This is a genomic window from Streptomyces swartbergensis, from assembly GCF_002148965.1.
In the GTDB taxonomy this organism is placed as follows: Bacteria; Actinomycetota; Actinomycetes; order Streptomycetales; family Streptomycetaceae; genus Streptomyces; species Streptomyces swartbergensis.
This window is the reverse complement of sequence record NZ_NGFN01000169.1, coordinates 1-17,850: the sequence shown is the minus strand read 5'-3', so window position 1 is coordinate 17,850 and position 17,850 is coordinate 1. Positions and strand designations below refer to the sequence as shown.

The following is a 17,850-nucleotide window of genomic DNA, read 5'->3' as shown; positions in this document are numbered from 1 at the left end:
GCCCCGAAGTGCCCCCAGTCGGGCGGCACCTCGTCCGGCTCCGGGTACCCGTCGAACCCGTACAGCCAGCGCCCCTTCTCCCCGCCGGTGGCGAACGACCCCGGGGCCCAGGCCCCGTCGCGCCCCTTGTCGTTGTGGAACAGCGGCACGTCGATGCCGTCGGCGCGGACCTTCTCGTACAGGTACGACATGTAGGCCCGCCCGGTCGGCTCGTCGACGTGGGCGTCGTACTCGTTCTCGATCTGGTAGAGCAGGACCGTGCCCGTGCCCCGGGTGAACAGGCGCTTCGCGGCGATGGCGTTGACGGCGGACAGCCACTCGTCGACGTACCGCAGATACGTCGGGTCGGAGGTCCGGGCCGTGCCCTCGGTCGCGGTCAGCCAGCCGGGGAAGCCGCCGGCGTCGACCTCCGCGTTGATGTACGGGCCGGGCCGCAGGATGACGTACAGACCGGTCTCGGCGGCCATCCGCAGGAACAGGTCCAGGTCGCGCACACCGGTGAAGTCGTACCGGCCGGGGGCGGGGGAGTGGTAGTTCCAGGCGACGTACACGCTGACGGCGTTGTAGCCGTGGGCGCGCATCTTCTCCAGCACGTCCCGCCACAGGGACGGGCTCGGCAGCCGGAAGGGGTGCATCTCGCCCGACCAGAGCACCAGGCGGCGGCCGTCGACCAGCAGCGAGTACCGGTCGAAGCCGACCTCGTGCCGCCGGCCGTCCGCGCCCGGCACCGGTGGCGGCGGGCCCGTGGGTACGCTCCGTGCCGTGTTGGCGGAGGTCGGCGACCCGCTGCCGGTCAGCGCGAAGCCGAGCGCGGCCGTGCCGGCGAGAGCGTGGAAGGTACGCCTGCTGAGCTCCAAGGGAGCGCCTCCTGTTGTGCTGCCGTGCCGTACGTGGTGCTTACGTGGTGCTGGTGCGTCATTGTCCACAGGCCGACCGCGACAATGGCCGTATGAGGATCTCGGCACGTGCGGACTACGCGGTACGAGCGGTCGTGGAGCTGGCCGTCCGGCAGGGCGAAGGGCCGGTCAAGGCGGAGGCCGTCGCCACCGCGCAGGACATCCCCCACAAGTTCCTGGAAGGGATCCTCGGCGATCTGCGGCGCGGCGGTGTCGTCGGCAGCCGGCGCGGCGGGGGCGGCGGCTACCGGCTGGCCCGGGAGGCCACGGAGATCACGGTCGCGGACGTCATCCGGGCCGTGGACGGACCGATCGTCTCGGTACGCGGCGAACGCCCGACCGGCCTCGCCTACACCGGTACCGCCGAGCCGCTGCTGCCGCTGTGGATCGCCCTGCGGGCCAATGTGCGCAGGATCCTGGAGGGCGTGACGATCGCCGACCTCGCGGCCGGCGCGCTGCCGGAGCCGGTGGAGCGGCTGGCGGCGGAACCGGCGGCCTGGGAGAACCCGTAGCGGGCGGTGGCCCGGGAGAACCCGTGACGGGCCGCGTCCGCGGGGGAGCCGGTGGGTGATCCTCATCGCGTCCTCGGGGTGTCCTGGTCTGACGCAGTGGCTGACGCACTGGTAACGCACCTTATGCGCCCGCCGGTACTACTGGTGCCGACGGGGCCCGCGTGGACGGCCCCCGCGCTCCTTCTCCGGGTGTGATCCCTGGTGTGATCCCGCCACTGTGAATGGCCGGAGACCGCCCTGGCCGCCCCCTCCCGCCCTGCGTACGATGCGACCGCTCCCGGCCTTCACAGCTCCTCCATGGAATGGTCACAGGCCGGGCGCGCATGCGCTGTCGTCTTGACATGCCCATGCCTACTCCATCTATCCATGCTCCACCCCCCACGAACGGATGGGAGAACCATGGCCGGTGGCCTGCTTCTGAGCGGCGCGATCGCCGCGCTCCTTACCAGCGCACTCCCCGCACAATCCCCGTCCTCCGGGTTCGTCGACCCGCCCCCGGACAAGATCGTCATCAAGGTCGCCACGGTGAACGGCTCCGGCTGCCCGCAGGGCACGGCAGCGGTCGCCGTCTCCGAGGACAACACGGCGTTCACGGTCACCTACAGCGACTACCTCGCCCAGGCCGGCGGCGGCTCCGACCCGACCGCGTTCCGCAGAAACTGCCAGCTCAGCCTGATCGTCCACGTGCCGCAGGGCTTCACGTACGCCATCGCCAGCGCCGACTACCGAGGCTTCGCCTCACTCCAGCGCGGCGCGAGCGGCTCCCAGCGAGCCTCGTACTACTTCCAGGGCTCGCCGAGCACGGTGTCCAGGAACCACCCCTTCAGCGGCCCCTACAACGACAACTGGCAGGCCACCGACGAGACGGACTGGGCCCAACTGGTCTACGCGCCCTGCGGTGTCCAGCGCAACTTCAACATCAACACCGAACTCCGGGTCAACGCCGGCACCCAGTCGGCCGACAAGGTCAGCTTCATGACGATGGACTCGACGGACGGGGACATCAGCACGGTGTACCACATGGCGTGGAAGGAGTGCCCGGGGAAGTCCTGACAGTGAACGGGGGCGGCCCACCGGGTCGGTGGGCCGGGTGGGCCGCCCAGGACGGTTCATGTGTTGTTGCTCAGTTGCTCAGTTGCTCAGTTGCTGGGCGAATCGGCGCACGGCATCGCTGAAGGCATCCGGAGCATCGAAGTTCGCCAGATGCCCGGCTCTCGGGATCAGTTCGACGCGGGCGCGCGGATGCGCACGGGCGAACTCCGCCTCACCGGACCGGAAGACGCTGTCCTTCTCGCCGTTCAGGATGAGCACCGGAGCCGCCACATGACGCATCGCACCCGCGTCGAAACGCCCCAGCACCTCGCCCCAGGCGGCGGGCAGGGTATGGAAGGCGTAGCCGGACCGGATCGTGGCCGCGACGACCTCGGCCGGATACATCCGCCGCAGCAACCAGTCGTTCCACCCGGCCAGCCGATCGGCAGGCAACCGCGGAACGAGCCCGGCGACCCATCGGTACGGCGCCGCCCACGCCCCACGAGTCGAGGCACTGGCCCCCGCGAGCACCAGCCCGCGCAACCGCTCCGGGCGGACCCGCGCGAACTCCAGCGAGGCGTACCCCCCGAGCGAGTGCCCCACGACCAGGGCCGGCCCGCACCCGAGCGACTCCACGGCGTCGGAGATGACCTCCACGGCCGCCTTCAGGCTCCAGCCCTCGGCGGAACGGGACCCGTGCCCGGGCAGATCGACTGCGGCCACGGGGAACTCGTCCCGCAGCGCGGCGAGCTGCGGGCTCCACTGCCCCGCGCTGAACCGCGTCCCGTGCACGAAGACGATGGGCGGTCCGTCAACTGCCGTCATGATCCCCCCGAATCGAACCGGCGCGCCGCCGGACCGACTGTACGCCGACGCCCGGCCCAGAAACCCGCTTGAGCGGCTGCGGGGCCTTGGGGAAGGGTCTGCGCTCATGGAGTTCTTCTGTTACCACCGCGATCGCCCCGGCTCGCTCCCGCTGCGCCACGAGCTACTGGAAAAGCACTGGTCCTACATGGACCAGTACGCGACCGAGATGATCGCCCGTGGCCCGATCTTCGCCGAGGACGGCGAAACCCCCACCGGCAGCGTCCACATCCTCGACCTGCCGGACCCCGCCGCCGCCCGTGCCTTCGCCTTCGACGAGCCCAACTACCAGGCCGGCGCGTACCGGGACGTCCTGCTGCGCCGCTGGCGCAACCTCCTGGGCCGCACCATGTGGGAGTTTCCCGGCGGCCCGACGACCGGCAACCGCTACCTCGTACTCGGGCTGGGCTCGGCCCCGGCGGCGGCCGACCTCGACACCCCACCCGACTCGGACGACCTGATCGCCTACGGCCCCCTGCTGTCCGACGACGGCTCCGCCTGGCTGGGCACGGCAGCGCTGGTCCGGGCGCCGGACGGGGAGACGGCGCGCGGTGTCCTGACGCGGGGGCGGTACGCCGAGGTCGAGGTGCATGCGTGGGAGTTCGGGGGGCGGCGGTGAAGTCGTGGTCGAGGCCGGTCGCGCACCGGAACCAGGTGCGGCCCGGTCACAGTTGTTGCTGCGCGGACCATTGACGCGCAACAGGTTCGATTCTACGGTCCGTTCGAACTTGCGATCGCTGTTCGAAATATCGAGCAGCCGTCACCCCCACCGCAAGGAGGACCGTATGAGCCGCTCCATCCTCCGCAAGAGAACCGCCCTGCTCGCCCTCCCCACCGCCGTACTGCTCGCCCTGATGCCGAGTGCGGCTTCCGCGTACCCCAACCCCGGCCGGGTCACCGGCGACATCGTCACCCACGACCCGTCGATGATCCGCACCTCGTCCGGCCAGTACCTGCTCTACGCCACCGGCGGCGGCATCGCCAGCAAGACGTCCGGCGACCGCACCGCCTTCCGGAACGGCGCCGACGCCTTCGCCGGCAGGCCCGGCTGGTGGCGGACCTACTCCTCCGTCCCGGAGGCCTGGGCGCCGGACATCTCGTACCACGGCGGCAAGTACCTGATGTACTACTCCGTTTCGAAGTTCGGGTCGAACACGTCCGCCATCGGCCTCGCGACCTCCAGCACCGGCCAGCCGGGCAGCTGGACCGACCAGGGCACGGTCTACACGTCGAACTCCGCCAGCGACTTCAACGCCATCGACCCGAACCTCTTCGTGGACGACGACGGCAAGTGGTGGCTGTCCTTCGGAAGTTGGTGGACCGGGATCAAGATGATCCAGATCAACCCGGCCACCGGCAAGCAGCTCACCTCCAACACCACCCGCTACTCGCTCGCCTCCCGCCCCACCGGGACCAAGGCCGTCGAAGCGCCCTTCATCGTCAAGCGGGGCGGGTACTACTACCTCTTCGCCTCGTACGACACCTGCTGCAACGGGACCAGTTCGACGTACAAGGTCAAGGTCGGGCGCGCGTCCGTGGTCACCGGGCCGTACCGCGACAAGAACGGCGTCGACATGCGGAACAACGGCGGCACGCCCGTCCTGGAGTCGCACGGCAGCATCATCGGCCCGGGCGGCCAGTCGATCCTGAAGGACGCCGACGGCGACCTGATCGTCTACCACTACTACGACGGCAACGACAACGGCACGCCCAAGCTCGGCGTCAACCTTCTGAACTGGAGCAGCGGATGGCCCGTCGCCTACTGACCCTGCTGGCCGTGCTGATGCTCGCCCTCAGCCTCGGCCAGCCCACCGCGAGCGCCGCCTCGTTCGCCAACCCGGTCAAGTCCGTCAAGGGCGCCGACCCCTGGATCTCGTACCACGACGGCAACTACTACCTGGTGACGACCAGTTGGACCGACGTCATCACCATCCGCAAGTCCGCCACCCTCGCCGGGCTCTCCACCGCGCCCAGCGTCCAGGTGTGGAAGGGCGACGCCGCCTCCCGGTGCTGCAACATCTGGGCACCGGAGCTGCACTTCGTGGGCGGCCGCTGGTACCTGTACTACGTCGCCGGGCAGAACGTGTCCGACTACAACCCCACGCAGCGCAGCCATGTGCTGGAGAGCGCCGGGTCCGATCCCATGGGCCCCTACACCTACAAGGGTCAGCTCAACTCCGCCTGGATGCTGGACCCGAGCCTGATGAACGTGGGCGGCCGGCTGTACATGCTGGGCAGTGCGATCACGGGTGGGACGCAGAACCTCGTCATCGCGCCGATGTCCAACCCGTACACCGTCAGCGGCTCCTACTCGACGATCTCGACGCCGACGCACGCCTGGGAACGGCAGGGCGGCACCGTCAACGAGGGCGCGGAGGTGCTGCAACGCGGCGGCCGGACCTTCCTGATCTACTCGGCGAGCGGCTGCTGGACGCCCGACTACAAACTCGGGCAACTGGAGCTCACCGGCTCGAATCCGCTGTCCGCCTCCTCCTGGACGAAGAAGTCCACGCCCGTGTTCCAGCGCAGTGACGCCAACGGGGTGTACGGGCCCGGCCACAACGGCTTCTTCACCTCACCGGACGGCCGCGAGAACTGGATCGTCTACCACGCCAACGACTCCGCCTCCGAGGGCTGCGACAACGGCCGTACGACCCGGGCCCAGAAGTTCACCTGGAACTCCGACGGCACCCCGAACTTCGGCACGCCGGTCCGGCTCGGGGCGAGCATGCCCGGCCCCTCCGGTGAACCGGCGTCCGCCTCCACGACCTACACGGTCACCAACCGCAACAGCGGCAAGTGCCTGGACGTCGTCGGCAGCTCGTCGGCCGACGGCGCCAACGTCACGCAGTACACCTGCAACGGCAACGCCAACCAGCGATGGCGCCTGGAGGACCTCGGGGACGACACGCACCGGCTGGTCAACGTGGCCACCGGCAAGGTCCTCGACACCGCCGACTGCTCCTCCGCCGACGGCGCCGACCTGCGCCAGTGGTCCTGGCTGAACAACACCTGCCAGCGCTTCCAGTTCGTCGCCACGGACGGCGGCTACGTCCGCATCGTCAACAAGGCCACCGGCAAGGTCGCCGACGTGGCCGACTGCTCGACGGCGGACAGCGCCGACGTACGCCAGTGGTCCTGGCTCAACAACAACTGCCAGCAGTGGAGGTTGAACCCGGTTTAGATCGAGGCTCTCAGGGGCGCGGGGAACTGCGCGACCAGCCACAACGGGCCCGCACTCGCCCACCGGAAGCAACCACCTACGGCGAGATGGCGCTACCCGGCCGCCCCCATCCCCGCCGCGTTGGGCCAGGCCTGCGCCCCCGGCCACCCGGTCGCCGGCGCAGGCGACAACCCGTTCGTCCCCCTGACCTGCGCGGCGGTCAACCCACCCCGCGCGGGCACACCCGGCGGGGTGGGCCCGGTAGCTGCCGGCACAGGCGTGGGCACGGGAGCCGGCGCCGGCGCCTGCGCCACAGGCGCCAGCGGCGGCGCGGCCATGGGCTGCGGCGCAGGCTGCGGCACGGGCTGGGGCGCCGGCTGCGGCACGGGCTGGGGAGCCGGCTGCGGAACCGGCTGCGGGACAGGTTGGGGCACAGCCTGCGGCATTTGCTGGGGCATCTGCTGCCCCATCTGCCCGAACTGCCCCATCTGCCCAACCTGCGCAGCCGCCGGCATCGGCATCCCGGCCGACGCGGCAGCCGGAAGCGGCATTCCGGTACCGGTACCGATACTGCCCGGGGCCGACGCCCCCGGGCCACCCGCACCGACGGCCTGAGCGGCAAGGCCCCGCATACCGGATCCGTTGGTCTCGCTCACCAGACGGTCCACTGCCGCCGTACCCGAGCTGTAGCTGGTCCCATTGCCCAGCTCGGGTACGGCGGCTCCCCTCCTGGACGTCCCGTAGAGCACCTGTTCCAGGCCGGACACCAGGCGACGCACGTCCACCTGGGGGCGCACCACGAGACGCAGGAAGCGGCTGGACGAACCGATCTTGTTGCCGCACTCGCGGACCAGGATCCGGTGCTCGGTGAGCATCCGGTCCCGGACCACGGTGCCCTCGGCGCCCACGGGGAGGCGCACGAAGAGGAAGTTGCCCTGCGACGGGTAGACCGTCAGCCCGGGCAGGGAGGAGAGCTGGCCGGACATGTCGAGGCGGTCGCGACGCACCTGCTGGAGGCTCTGCGCGTACTCGGCGCCGTGCTCCTTGAGCATGAAGACGACGTGCTCGGCGAAGGAGTTGAGGTTCCACTTGGGGAGCATGGAGCGGACGCGCCCGGCGAGCGCCGGGTTGGCGACGAGGTAGCCGAAGCGGATGCCGTGCAGGCCGAAGTTCTTGCCGAGGCTGCGCAGCACGATGACGTTGGGCCGCAGCATCGCCTCCTGGACGACGGACGGTTCGGCCTCGGCGTCCGCGAACTCCAGGAACGACTCGTCGATGACGATCAGGTCGAGGTCGGCCATCGCGTCCATGAACTGGACGATGGCGTGCTTGTGCAGGAAGCCGCCGTCGGGGTTGTTGGGGTTGCAGATGACGGCGACGCGCGTGCCCCGGGCGCGGATGAACTCGGCGTACTGCGCGAGGTCGAGGGCGAAGCCGCTGGACTCCTGGAGCGGGAACATGTCGACCCGCTTGCCGGTCTCCATGGGCTGGTCGGTCCAGCGGCCGAAGGTGGGGACGGGGACGGCGAGGGACTCGCGGACGAGCAGGTGGTCGATCCAGGTGATGAGCTCGGTGGAGCCGTTGCCCATCGCCACGCACTGCGGTGGCAGCTGGAGCAGGCTGCACAGCTCGGCCGTGATGGTGTCGGCGCTGCTCGGGTAGTACGTGATGATGTCGCGCAGTCTGGCCGACATGTCGTCGAACATGGCCGGGGTGGGGAAGTACGGATTGCAGGGGATGCAGAAGTCCACTGGCCCGGCGCCGTCGCCGCCCTCACGTGTCAACGCCGCCATCGACGGGCTGTGCGCCGCGGTGCTGCGGAACAGCGACGTGACGTTGTCGGCCATGGAACCTCCGTATAAGGCGGGTCCGTTGGGGACGGCCGGACCCGACGTTTAAGGACGGCCCGCGCGGGGGAGCGCGGGCCGTCCTTACATACGGAGGCTGCGGTGGCGCTGTTCAACCACTGAGGCTGCCCTCAGAAAATTGTGTGCCACCTGTGAAGACGGTCGGCGGCCGGTCAGCAGCCGAACGTGTGGACCGTCGTCGTCCGGTACGTCTGCCCGGGCCGCAGCATGGTCGACGGGAACGACGGCTTGTTCGGCGAGTCCGGGAAGTGCTGCGTCTCCAGGCAGAGCGCGTCGCCCTGCCGGTAGGTGCGGCCGGACGGGCCGGTGAGCGTGCCGTCGAGGAAGTTGCCGGAGTAGAACTGCAGGCCCGGCTCGTTCGTGGCGATCTTCATCGTGCGGCCGGAGGCCGGGTCGCGCAGGGTGGCGATGTGCTCGGGGCGGGCGGTGATGCCCTTGTCGAGGACCCAGTTGTGGTCGAAGCCCTTGGCGGTCACCAGCTGCGGATGGGAGACGCGGATGTCCCGGCCGATCGGCTTGGCCTTGCGGAAGTCGAAGGGGGTGCCCGCGACCTTGGCCAGCTCGCCCGTGGGGATCAGGCCCGAGTCGGTGGGCGTGTAGCGGGAGGCCGCGATCTGGAGCTCGTGGTCCTCGATCGTGCCGCTGCCCTCGCCGGCCAGGTTGAAGTAGACGTGGCTGGTGAGGTTGACGACGGTGGCCTTGTCCGTGGTGGCCTCGTAGTCGACGCGCCAGTCGCCGTGCTTGGTGAGGGTGTACGTCACCTTCGTCTTGAGCGTGCCCGGGTAGCCCATCTCGCCGTCGACGCTCGTGTAGTACAGGTGGAGGCCGACGTCGGAGCCCTTGGTGAACGGCTCGATGTCCCACACGCGCTTGTCGAAGCCCTTGGCGCCGCCGTGCAGGCTCTGCTCGCCGTCGTTGACGGAGAGCTGGTAGTTCTTGCCGTCGAGGGTGAACTTGCCCTGGCCGATGCGGTTGCCGTAGCGGCCGATCAGCGCGCCGAAGTACGGGCTCTTGGCGACGTAGTCCTCGATGTTGTCGAAGCCCGCGGAGACGTTGGCGTAGCGGCCGCGGCGGTCGGGGATCTCCAGCGACTGGACGATGCCGCCGTAGGAGAGCACCTTCAGGCGGGTGCCGCCGTTCTCCAGCGACCAGCTGTATATCTTGGTGCCGTCGGCGAGCTTGCCGAAGAGCGTCTTCACCGGCTTCCTTCCTCCCGTGGCGTGTGCCGTGCCGCCGAGCGTGGTGGCTCCTAAGCCCGCAGCCGCCGCTCCCGCGATGACCGTGCGTCTGTTCAGTTCCATGTGCGGCTCCGCTTCATTGAGAAACTGCGTGGGAAAGAACCGGGCCCCGCCTTCCGACGGGGCCCCGGTCCGACTTACGAACCGACCTTGCGCTTGTTCCACACGTCGAACCCGACCGCCGCCAGGAGCACCAGGCCCTTGATGACCTGCTGCCAGTCGGTGCCGATGCCGACGAGGTTCATACCGTTGTTCAGCACGCCCAGGACCAGGCCACCGATGATCGCGCCGAGGACGGTGCCGACACCGCCGCTCATCGACGCGCCGCCGATGAACGAGGCCGCGATGGCCTCCAGCTCGAAGTTGAGGCCGGCCTTGGGAGAGGCCGCGTTGAAGCGGGCGGCGAAGACCAGACCCGCCAGGGCCGCGAGCATGCCCATGTTCAGGAAGACCAGGAAGGTGACCTTCTTGTCCTTCACACCCGACAGCTTGGCCGCCGGGAGGTTGCCGCCGATCGCGTAGATGTGGCGGCCGATGATCGCGTTGCGCATCACGTAGCCGAAGCCGACGAGCAGCACACCCAGGATGAGCAGCACGATCGGGGCGCCCTTGTAGCTGGCCAGCAGCATGGTCAGCGTCAGCACGGCGGCGGAGATCGCGACCAGCTTCAGCAGGAACAGCTTGGTGGGCGGGACGTCCAGGTTGAACTCCTGCTGCCGCTTGCGGTCACGGACCTCCTGGAAGATCACCAGGGCGATCATCGCGAAGCCCAGCAGCAGCGTGAGGTTGTGGTAGTTGGTGTTCGGGCCGACCTCGGGCAGGAAGCCGTTGGCGGCCTTCTGGAGGCCCTCCGGGAACGGGCCGAGGGTCTGGCCCTCCAGGAAGATCTCGGTCAGACCGCGGAAGATCAGCATGCCCGCCAGGGTCACGATGAACGACGGTATGCCGCCGTACGCGATGAAGAACCCTTGGACGGCACCCGCGGCCGCGCCCACCGCCAGGCACAGGATCACGGCCAGGGGCCACGGTATGTCCTGTTTGACCATGAACACGGCGGCCATCGAGCCGACGAACGCCGTCAGCGAGCCGACCGACAGGTCGATGTGGCCCGCGATGATGACCAGCATCATGCCGATCGCGAGGATCAGGATGTAGCTGTTCTGGAGGACCAGGTTGGAGACGTTGCGCGGCAGCAGCAGGTCGCCGTCGGTCCACACGGCGAACAGCACCACGATCAGACCCAGCGCGATCAGCATGCCGTACTGCCGCATGTTGCGGCGCATGCCGTCCAGCACCAGTTGCAGGAGTCCGTCGCCGGTGGCCGCCCCTCCCTTGCCGGGCGGCGCGGGGGCCGGCGTCTTGGCGGTCACGTCCGTGCTCATCGGGTTACCTCTTTGTCCTTCGTCATCTGACGCATCAGCGATTCCTGTGAGGCCTCGGCCCGCGAGAACTCACCGGTCAGCCGCCCCGCGGCCATCGTGTAGATGCGGTCGCACATTCCGAGCAGTTCGGGCAGCTCGGAGGAGATGAAGACGACCGCCTTGCCCTGGGCGGCCAGCTGGTCGATGACCGTGTAGATCTCGTACTTGGCACCGACGTCGATCCCGCGCGTCGGCTCGTCCAGGATCAGCACGTCCGGGCCCGAGAAGATCCACTTGCTGAGGACGACCTTCTGCTGGTTGCCGCCGGACAGCTTGCCCACCGGCTCGAAGACGGTCGGCGCCTTGATGTTCATCGACTTGCGGAAGCCCTCGGCGACCTGCCGCTCCTCGTGCTCGTCGACCACACCGCGTTTGGCGACCTTGCCCAGAGCGGTCAGCGAGATGTTCCGGTTGATGGTGTCGATGAGGTTGAGGCCGTAGTGCTTGCGGTCCTCGGTGACGTACGCGATCCCGTGCTTGACCGCCTCGGGGACGGACTTGGTACGGATCTCCTTGCCGTCCTTGAGGACCGTGCCGCCCGCGTACCGGCCGTACGTCCGCCCGAAGACGCTCATCGCGAGCTCGGTGCGGCCGGCGCCCATCAGGCCCGCGATGCCGACGATCTCGCCGCGCCGCACCTGGAGGGACACGTCGTCCACGACCTTGCGCTGCTGGTCGATCGGGTGGAACACGGTCCAGCCCCGGATCTCCAGGGCGGGCGCCACGCCCTCCTCGGGCTCGTGCGGCGACCGCTCCGGGAAGCGGTTCTCCAGGTCGCGGCCGACCATGCCGCTGATGATCCGGTCCTCGGTGGTCTCCGGGGCCTTCACATCGAGGGTCTCGATGGTCTGGCCGTCGCGGAGGATCGTCACCGAGTCGGCGACCTTGCGGATCTCGTTGAGCTTGTGGGAGATGATGATCGAGGTGATGCCCTGCTTCTTCAGCTCCAGGATGAGATCCAGGAGTTTGTCGCTGTCCTCGTCGTTCAGGGCCGCGGTCGGCTCATCCAGGATGAGCAGTTTCACCTTCTTCGACAGGGCCTTGGCGATCTCCACGAGCTGCTGCTTGCCCACGCCGATGTCGGCGACGCGGGTGTCGGGGTGGTCGCTGAGCCCGACCCGCCGCAGCAGCTCGGAGGCGTGCCGCAGCGTCTCCCTCCAGTCGATGAACCCGCCCTTGGCGTGCTCGTTGCCGAGGAAGATGTTCTCCGCGAGGGAGAGGTACGGCGACAGCGCCAGTTCCTGGTGGATGATGACGATGCCGCGCTGCTCGCTCGCCCGGATGTCCTTGAACTCACAGACCTCACCCTCGAAGAGGATGTCCCCCTCGTAGGTGCCGTGCGGGTGGACGCCGGAGAGGACCTTCATCAAGGTCGACTTGCCGGCGCCGTTCTCCCCGCAGATGGCGTGGACCTCGCCCTGCTGGACGGTCAGCGTGACGTCCGACAGCGCCTTGACGCCGGGAAAGGTCTTGACGATCGAGCGCATTTCCAGGACGGGTCCCGCCATGGTCGTGCCTTCCAATCAGAGTGTGCCGGCGGTTAGAGGTCGCTTGCCTTGATGTAGCCGGAGTCGACGACTTCCTTCTGGTAGTTGGTCTTGTCGACGGCGACCGGCTCCAGCAGGTAGGCCGGGACGACCTTCGCGCCGTTGTCGTACGTCTTGGTGTCGTTGACCTCGGGCTTCTTGTCGTTCAGCAGCGCGTCGACCATGTTCGAGGCGACCTTGGCGAGCTGACGGGTGTCCTTGTAGACGGTCATCGACTGCTGGTTGGCGATGATCGACTTCACCGAGGCGAGCTCGGCGTCCTGGCCGGTGACGACCGGCAGCGGCTTGCTCTTGGAGCCGTAGTCGTCCGACTTCAGCGCCGAGAGGATGCCGATGGAGATGCCGTCGTAGGGGGAGAGGACCGCGTCGACCCGCTCGCGCTTGTAGGCCGAGGTCAGGATGTCGTCCATGCGCTTCTGGGCGGTGCCGCCGTCCCAGCGCAGGGTGGTGACCTGGTTGAGCTTGGTCTGGCCGGAGCGGACGACGAGCTGCTTCTTGTCGATGTAGGGCTGCAGGACGTTCATCGCGCCCTGGAAGAAGTAGCGGGTGTTGTTGTCGTCGTTGGAGCCGGCGAACAGCTCGATGTTGAAGGGGCCCTTCTTGGAGCCGTCCTTCAGGCCGAGCTTCTCGACGATGTAGGTGCCCTGGAGCTCGCCGACCTTCTCGTTGTCGAAGGACGCGTAGTAGTCGACGTTCTTCGTGCCGAGGATCAGGCGGTCGTAGGAGATGACCGGGATGTTGGCGTCCTTGGCCTGCTGGAGCACGTTGTTCATCGACTTGTTGTCGATGGCCGCGATGATCAGCGCCTTGACACCCTGCGTGATCAGGTTCTCGACCTGCGAGACCTGCTGGTCCGGGTCGTCCTCGCCGTAGACCAGCTGGGTCTTGTAGCCCTTGGACTCCAGGTCCTTCTTGACGTTGTTGCCGTCGGCGATCCAGCGCTCGGAGGACTTCGTCGGCATCGCGATGCCGATGGTGCCGCCCTTGGCGCTGTCCCCGTTCTCCTCGCTGCCACCCTCGCTGCTCTGCCCGCAGGCGGACAGGGTCAGGGCGAGGGACGCGGCTCCGGCTATGGCGGCGAGGGCGGCTCTGCGGTTACGCATGGTCATCATCCTTGATGTGTGTGCAGGGCTCGGTCTGGGGGCGCGAAGTCGCTCCGGGGGGTCGGGCCGGAAAGACCGAGAAGAGATGTGTCGGATTGTGGTCGGCTGTGTCTTCTTTTGTGAAGGCGAGTAGCCGGAACGTTATGACGAGATTTCGAACCGTTGCAGATCGCCCGGCAGCCGCGACCCGAGCGGCGCCATGTCGCCGTCGGCTCCGTGGCGGGCCAGGAGATCCAGGGCGAGCCGCCCGCGCCGCACGCGCTCCTTGGCCGTGGCCAGGGTCAGCTCCCGCATGTGGTGCCCGTAGGGGTAGATCCCGGGGGCCTTGGACAGGCCGAACTTCAGGTAGAGCGGTGCGCCGCGCCGGATGAGCTCGGCGACCTCGTACATCCGGACGTAGCCGCCGAGGTCGTCCGGAGCCTCGATGTACATGTCCATCGGAGCGCCCGACACCCGGCGGATCTCCGTGAGATGATCGAGCGTCAGGTCGCTCGGCACGTTGATGGAGTCCCCACCGAGCCGCTCGTACACCGCGTACGCCGCCGGGTTGACCGGTCCGATGAGCGCGCTCACCTTGAGGGTCGTGTCGGCCGGGATGATGCCGGCGGCTCTCGCCCGGTGCAGCGTCCACAGCACGCCCTCGTCGGCGACGAGCAGGCACTTGACGCCCAACTCCGTTGCGCGGACGGCGTCTTCGATGCACCCGGCGACGGCGTCGTGGCCGCGGGCGCGCAGTCCGGCCCCCCGCGAGTCGGTGCGCGTCGAGCCGCCGATGTCCCACGTGCCTCGCGGGCCGGTGAACAGGCAGAGCTCGATGTCGCGCTCGCCGGTCGACTCGACCATCTCGGTGATCTCGGCGTCGGTCAGCATCCACACGCCGCTGCCCTGGCTGATCCGGTGGATCGGCACGTCCAGCCGCGAGGCCTCCTTCAGGACCACCGCCAGCGCCTCGGGGCCCTCGCACGAGGGGATCTCGGTGCGCCAGCGGCCGCCGCCGGGGAACGAGTGCGGCGAGGCGTCGGCGGGGTCGAGGGCGGGCGCGTTCAGGCCCAGTGCGGTGAGCACCTGCTCACCGGGCCTGCGGGCTGCCGTGGCGGAAGCGTCGGTCACAGGAATGTCCTTCGGTTCGATATTTCGGACGAGGTTCGCGGCTCTGGGTATGGCACGGCTCTGGGTGGGGCAAGGCTGGGTGTACGCCGGTACGGGAGCCGTCAGGTTGCCCCCGTACCGGCGTACGTCTAGGGGCGGAGCAACACCTTGCCCACCTTCGGATCGCCGGCTCCCACCAGCTCGATGGCCTGCGAGAACTCGGCGAGCGGCAGCTCGTGCGTCACCAGCGGCAGCGGATCGAGCAGCCCGGCGGCGAACACCCGCACCGTGTGCGCCCAGGCGTCCGGCGGAGCACCGAAGACGGTGTGCACCTCCAGTTGCTGTACGACGAGATCGGTCGGGTCGAGACCGTCGGCCTCCGGCGCCGGGATGCCGGTCAGGACCAGCCGGCCGCCGCGCCGGAGCAGGGCGGCGGAGATCCGGGCGGCGTCCGCGGACCCGGCCGTCTCGATCACCACGTCGAAGTCGTCCGGGAGCTCCTGGTCCTTCGTCCGGAAGTCCGTCGCGCCGTACTGCCGCGACAGCGCCTCACGGTCCCGGCGGGTGCCCACGACCAGCAGCTCCGCCGGCGAGTTCGCCTTCAGGAACTGCACGGCGAACATGCCGAGCGTGCCGGTGCCGACCACGGCGACGCGCTCGCCGGGCTGTGCGTTCCCCTTCAGCGCGGCGGCCGCGATGCACGCGGCCGGCTCCAGGAGGGCCGCGGCCGTGAGGTCGCAGTCGTCCGGGAGGGCGTGCAGGAGGCGGGCGGGGAGCGTCAGCGTGGCCGCCATCGCGCCCGGCTGGGTGAACCCGGTCTCCTCGTAACCGGCCGTGCACAGCGTCGTGTCGCCCGCGTGGCAGCGGTCGCAGACCTGGCAGTTCCGGAAGCCCTCACCGACGACCTTGCGGCCCACGAGGGACCCGGGGACACCGGCGCCCACGGCCTCGACCGTCCCGGACCACTCGTGGCCCGGGGTGAGCGGGTAGCGCACGTAGCCCTCGGGACGGTTGCCCTGGTAGACCTCGCGGTCGCTGCCGCAGATGCCGGAGGCGTGGACACGGACGAGTGCCTCGCCGGCCTCGGGCTGCCGGGGCTCGTGCGGGACGAGACGGTGCTCGCCCGGGGCGTCGATCACTACGGCGGTGCTCACGTCGCTCCAGGGAGTTTCGAAGCTTTCGGTACGGTCACTGGCTGCCCTTGGGCTTGCGCTGTTCCCAGCCGTCCGCCCACAGGTCGAAGCGGGCCTGCTGCTGCGGGAACTCGGCGGCGGCGTCGACGTCCAGCTCCACGCCGAGACCCGGGGCGTCGGAGAGGTGGAAGCAGCCGTCCTCCGGGTTCACCTGCGGCGCGCCCTTGACGACCTTCTTGATCTCCGCGTCCGCGAAGTCGTTGAAGTGCTCAAGGATCTTGAAGTTCGGGGAGGTGAAGCCGACCTGGAGCGAGGCGGCGGTCAGGACCGAGCCGCCGACGTTGTGCGGGGCCACCAGCATGTAGTGGGTCTCGGCCGTCGCCGCGAGCTTCCGGGTCTCCCAGATTCCACCGATATGGCCGACGTCCGGCTGGATGATGTCCACGGCCTGGCTCTCGAACAGCTCGCGGAACTCGATCCGGTCGTGGATGCGCTCACCGGTGGCGACCGGCATGTCGACCTTGGCGGCGACCTTCTCCAGGGCCTTGAGGTTCTCCGGCGGGACCGGCTCCTCCAGCCATGCCGGCTTGAACGGCGCGAGCTCCTTGGCCAGGCGTACGGCCGTGGCGGGGGAGAAGCGGCCGTGCATCTCCAGCATCAGCTCGGCCTCGGGGCCGATCGCGTCCCGGACGGCCTCGATCAGGGAGACGGCGTACAGGGTCTCCTTGTGGTCCAGCTCGAAGTGGCCGGTGCCGAACGGGTCGATCTTGAGCGCCCGGTAACCGCGCTCCATGACCCCCTGGGCGGCCTTGTGGTAGGCCTCCGGGGTCCGCTCCGTGGTGTACCAGCCGTTGGCGTACGCCTTGACCTTGTCGGTGACCTTGCCGCCCAGCAGCTGCCAGACGGGGACGCCGAGGGCCTTGCCCTTGATGTCCCAGCAGGCCATCTCGATCACGGCGATGCCGGACATCACGATCTCGCCCGCACGGCCGTAGTCGCCGTACTTCATCCGCTTGACGAGGTCCTCGACAGCGAAGGGGTCGGAGCCGAGAATGTGATTGGCCTCGGCCTCCTTCAGGTAACCGAGAAGGGCGTCGGTGTGTCCCAGCATCCGGGTCTCGCCGACTCCAGTGATGCCCTCGTCGGTGTGCACCTGGACGTACGTCAGGTTGCGCCACGGCGTCCCGACCACGTGTGTGCTGATTCCGGTGATGCGCACGGCGGTTGTCCCTCGCAGCTTCGTCGGCTCAGTTCTGTCAGTCATTCAGTTCGACCGTGTTCGAGATTTCGGCACACGTTCGAAATGCTGGCGTGACAGTAAGGACGGGGCGGTGCGAGTGTCAATGGGTCGCGCGCATAACGGTTTCGACAGTTTCGAAACCAGGGGGGCGGCGTGTCCCTACAGAACCTTCACAGCTGGATCTAGGAACGTGACCGGCGCGGAACTTAATCTTCCCGCGTCATGGACTATTGCGACCCGTGCCGACGGCACCTCAACGGCGCGCTCGCCTGCCCCGGGTGTGGCACCTCAGCCGATGCGCTGCGCTGGCGTGAGCCGGAGTACGGCGGGTACGAGGCCGTTCCCGAGGGCGGGGAGGGCGTTCACGGCGACTCGGACGGGTCGGACCGGTCCGACGACGAGCGTGACGACGACGGGGAGCCGTCGGGGCGGGCTGCTCGACGGCGTGGGCGCGGGCACGGGCCGGTCGCCGACGGTCCGGGTGGCGGGACGAGCCGGCGGGACCGGAAGGCCGCGRCGCATCGCCGTCGGCGGCGCCGGACACTGTTCATCGCGGCGGGGTTCGTGCTGGCGGCGGGCGGGCTGAGCCTCGCGGAGCTCGGCATGGACGCGCCCAGGTCGACGCCGAAGCCGGCGGCGGCCGGGGGCGAATCGGCGGACGGCGACGCGTCGGTGGAGGCGGGCGAGACGGGCGGCCCGGGCGAGGCCGCCCGGGCTGAGCGGGCGTCAGCGACCCCTTCACCC

General features: G+C 69.0%; 16 protein-coding genes. 6 read left to right on the top strand and 10 right to left on the bottom strand.

Going from position 1 to position 17,850, the window contains the following annotated elements; genetic code table 11:
- A partial coding sequence (locus CA983_RS24960; protein WP_158101886.1) for a beta-galactosidase occupies positions 1-857 on the bottom strand: 857 nt, incomplete at its 3' end.
- A 92-nt stretch (positions 858-949) separates the two neighbouring features.
- On the opposite strand from CA983_RS24960, the gene CA983_RS24955 reads away from it, so the two are divergent.
- Together CA983_RS24955 and CA983_RS24950 are read left to right on the top strand one after the other, a co-directional pair.
- Entirely contained in the window at positions 950-1,408 is a 459-nt protein-coding gene (locus tag CA983_RS24955; RefSeq protein ID WP_086603114.1) for an RrF2 family transcriptional regulator, read from the top strand.
- A 399-nt stretch (positions 1,409-1,807) separates the two neighbouring features.
- Positions 1,808-2,461, top strand: a complete 654-nt coding sequence (locus tag CA983_RS24950; RefSeq protein ID WP_086603113.1) for a DUF4360 domain-containing protein — start codon at positions 1,808-1,810, stop codon at positions 2,459-2,461.
- Positions 2,462-2,539: 78 nt separating this feature from the next.
- Here the strand turns inward: CA983_RS24950 and CA983_RS24945 are convergent, their stop codons facing one another.
- Entirely contained in the window at positions 2,540-3,265 is a 726-nt protein-coding gene (locus CA983_RS24945; RefSeq protein ID WP_086603112.1) for an alpha/beta fold hydrolase, read from the bottom strand.
- A 106-nt stretch (positions 3,266-3,371) separates the two neighbouring features.
- Here CA983_RS24945 and CA983_RS24940 point away from each other — a divergent pair, with 106 nt between their 5' ends.
- The 3 genes from CA983_RS24940 (at position 3,372) to CA983_RS24930 (ending at position 6,488) form a co-directional block, all read left to right on the top strand.
- Positions 3,372-3,923 (top strand): YciI family protein, encoded by a 552-nt coding sequence (locus tag CA983_RS24940; protein ID WP_086603111.1) that lies wholly within the window; start codon positions 3,372-3,374, stop codon positions 3,921-3,923.
- 166 nt (positions 3,924-4,089) lie between these two features.
- A complete protein-coding gene (locus CA983_RS24935; protein WP_208637030.1) occupies positions 4,090-5,070 on the top strand; it encodes an arabinan endo-1,5-alpha-L-arabinosidase in 981 nt (326 codons plus the stop codon).
- Positions 5,052-6,488: a family 43 glycosylhydrolase gene (locus CA983_RS24930; protein WP_086603110.1), complete on the top strand. Its 1,437-nt coding sequence runs from the start codon at positions 5,052-5,054 to the stop codon at positions 6,486-6,488. The genes CA983_RS24935 and CA983_RS24930 overlap by 19 nt, the downstream gene beginning before the upstream one ends.
- Before the next feature lie 92 nt (positions 6,489-6,580).
- On the opposite strand, the gene CA983_RS24925 is transcribed toward CA983_RS24930, so the two are convergent.
- From CA983_RS24925 to CA983_RS24890, 8 genes are all read right to left on the bottom strand, one after another.
- A complete protein-coding gene (locus tag CA983_RS24925) occupies positions 6,581-8,314 on the bottom strand; it encodes a pyridoxal phosphate-dependent aminotransferase (protein ID WP_086603109.1) in 1,734 nt (577 codons plus the stop codon).
- Positions 8,315-8,487: 173 nt separating this feature from the next.
- The gene (locus tag CA983_RS24920) at positions 8,488-9,636 is read right to left on the bottom strand and encodes an aldose epimerase family protein (protein WP_086603108.1); all 1,149 of its coding nucleotides are present in this window, start codon (positions 9,634-9,636) and stop codon (positions 8,488-8,490) included.
- 74 nt (positions 9,637-9,710) lie between these two features.
- Positions 9,711-10,955, bottom strand: coding sequence for a multiple monosaccharide ABC transporter permease (gene mmsB, locus CA983_RS24915; protein ID WP_086603107.1), 1,245 nt, complete (start codon positions 10,953-10,955; stop codon positions 9,711-9,713).
- Complete coding sequence (gene mmsA / locus CA983_RS24910) at positions 10,952-12,502, bottom strand: multiple monosaccharide ABC transporter ATP-binding protein (RefSeq protein WP_086603106.1); 1,551 nt, start codon at positions 12,500-12,502, stop codon at positions 10,952-10,954. The genes mmsB and mmsA overlap by 4 nt, the downstream gene beginning before the upstream one ends.
- 32 nt (positions 12,503-12,534) lie before the next feature.
- On the bottom strand, positions 12,535-13,644 hold the full coding sequence (chvE, locus tag CA983_RS24905; protein WP_425276471.1) for a multiple monosaccharide ABC transporter substrate-binding protein: 1,110 nt from the start codon (positions 13,642-13,644) through the stop codon (positions 12,535-12,537).
- A gap of 141 nt (positions 13,645-13,785) precedes the next feature.
- Positions 13,786-14,754, bottom strand: coding sequence for a hypothetical protein (locus tag CA983_RS24900; RefSeq protein WP_086603104.1), 969 nt, complete (start codon positions 14,752-14,754; stop codon positions 13,786-13,788).
- Positions 14,755-14,882: 128 nt separating this feature from the next.
- Positions 14,883-15,887, bottom strand: coding sequence for a zinc-dependent alcohol dehydrogenase (locus CA983_RS24895; protein ID WP_086603103.1), 1,005 nt, complete (start codon positions 15,885-15,887; stop codon positions 14,883-14,885).
- A 34-nt stretch (positions 15,888-15,921) separates the two neighbouring features.
- Positions 15,922-17,085, bottom strand: coding sequence for a mandelate racemase/muconate lactonizing enzyme family protein (locus CA983_RS24890; RefSeq protein ID WP_059422234.1), 1,164 nt, complete (start codon positions 17,083-17,085; stop codon positions 15,922-15,924).
- A gap of 243 nt (positions 17,086-17,328) precedes the next feature.
- Here CA983_RS24890 and CA983_RS48080 point away from each other — a divergent pair.
- The coding region (locus CA983_RS48080; protein ID WP_244207092.1) for an SCO2400 family protein at positions 17,329-17,850 on the top strand (522 nt) is incomplete at its 3' end.